Below are 1,151 nucleotides of genomic sequence, written 5' to 3'. Positions count from 1 at the left end.
GGGTGGCGCCGGCACGGGGGTCACGGGTCTCGGTCACGGAGCAGGATGCTACGGATCGGTAGCGGGAGGGGACAGGCCCCGGAAGGCGAACGGGCGGGCGCTCACGAAGAGTTCGCCCGCCCGCTGATCGGGGTTGGCCGACCCGTCCGGAGCCCGTCGCCGGACCGTCGGGATTCTCGCGGGCTCCCGCTCCTTTCGCGGGGTCCGCGCCGTACCGTTCCCGGCGGCCGGAACCGGTACGGCGCGGAGTCGGTCCTCAGCCCACCAGCGCCCGCAGTTCCTCGGCCGAGCGCGGCGTCTCCACCCGCTCCCCGTTGAGCAGCACGGTCGGGGTGCCGGTGATCTCCGGCTCGGCGGAGAACTTCTCGCCCATCCGGATCGACCAGGCGGCGAAGGTGCTCTCGCGCACCGACTCCTCGAACCGATCGAAGGCGGCGTCGTCGGAGAGCGCCTCCACCGAGCGGCCGATCTCGATCAGGCGGTCGTCGTCACCGAAGTCGTCCGCGCGGTTGGTGCTGGTGTGGAACTCCTCCGAGTACAGGGCGTGCAGGTAGCCCAGGAACGCCTCGGGGCTCACGTCCAGGGCGGCGCCCAGGGCGCTGATGGCGTTCTTGGAGCCGGTCCCGCCGTTCATCTGCTCGTCGAAGAAGGCGCCGAAGGTCCACTCGGCGCGGAAGTCACCGGCCTCGATGCCCTCGGCGACGGCCTCGCCGGTGGCCCGCTCGAAGTCGGAGCAGGCCGGGCAGCGGGGCTCCTCGTAGAAGGAGAAGACATCCTCGGCACCCTCGTCGCCGATGGATATGGTCAGACCGCCCTCACCCGAGGCGTTGGCGGGTATCGCGTACTCCGCGTCCTCGCCCTGCTCCTCCAGGTCCGCGGCGACGGCCTCCCAGTCGGTGGAGTCCCCACCACCGCCCAGGTTGGCGATGGCGAAACCGACCAGCACCGCGAGGACCAGCACGCCGGCGACGATGCCGCCGACGGTCAGCTGCCGGCGCATGCTCTCGCGCTTGGCCTGCTTCTCCCGTTCCGCCTTCAGCCGCTCGCGGGCCACCCGCTTGGCTTCCTGTGTATTGCGCTTGCTCATGATCCGAACGTCTCCGTGGGTCGGGGGCCCGGCACGCGGCCGGACCGGGTGTGGGGGTGTGTCG

At 71.5% G+C, this 1,151-nt stretch carries 1 protein-coding gene; it reads right to left on the bottom strand.

Features of this window, described 5'->3' with window-relative positions:
- Window positions 1–256: 256 nt before the first annotated feature.
- The gene (locus FNQ90_RS24090; RefSeq protein ID WP_182608276.1) at window positions 257–1,087 is read right to left on the bottom strand and encodes a thioredoxin domain-containing protein; all 831 of its coding nucleotides are present in this window, start codon (window positions 1,085–1,087) and stop codon (window positions 257–259) included.
- Window positions 1,088–1,151 lie beyond the last annotated feature (64 nt).

Source organism: Streptomyces alkaliphilus, from assembly GCF_014141535.1.
Classification (GTDB): domain Bacteria; phylum Actinomycetota; class Actinomycetes; order Streptomycetales; family Streptomycetaceae; genus Streptomyces; species Streptomyces alkaliphilus.
This window is presented reverse-complemented; position numbering and strand designations above follow the sequence as displayed.

What these genes read in the sequence shown, in the direction of transcription:
- FNQ90_RS24090 (WP_182608276.1), bottom strand. Translation starts at nt 1,087, where the DNA reads ATGAGCAAGCGCAATACACAGGAAGCCAAGCGGGTGGCCCGCGAGCGG.